The following is a 264-nucleotide window of genomic DNA, read 5'->3' as shown; positions in this document are numbered from 1 at the left end:
CGATCAGGTTGTCTCAATTGTCCAATAACGGGCAAGTTACCCAGGCCAGTCCAGTCACAGCCCAGCGACTCAAAACCTGCGAATGACCTGAGCATCATTCTGCGTTGTGCAGTCGGTCGTGGTGGCGGCCGCTGCGTGCTTCGCGCCGGCACCGCGTGGCCTTGACGTTGGGCGTCTCACACCATCTGGTGCAAAACTCTCTTCCTGAGAACATACCGCTACGCACTGTCGTGTTGTTGCGTCCCATGTGCCGCAGCTCTTGTG

Origin of the sequence: Aquabacterium sp. UBA2148 (assembly GCF_002328915.1) — a bacterium.
Classification (GTDB): domain Bacteria; phylum Pseudomonadota; class Gammaproteobacteria; order Burkholderiales; family Burkholderiaceae_C; genus Aquabacterium; species Aquabacterium parvum.
The sequence above is the reverse complement of the archived record's forward strand: the minus strand, read 5'-3'. Positions refer to the sequence as shown.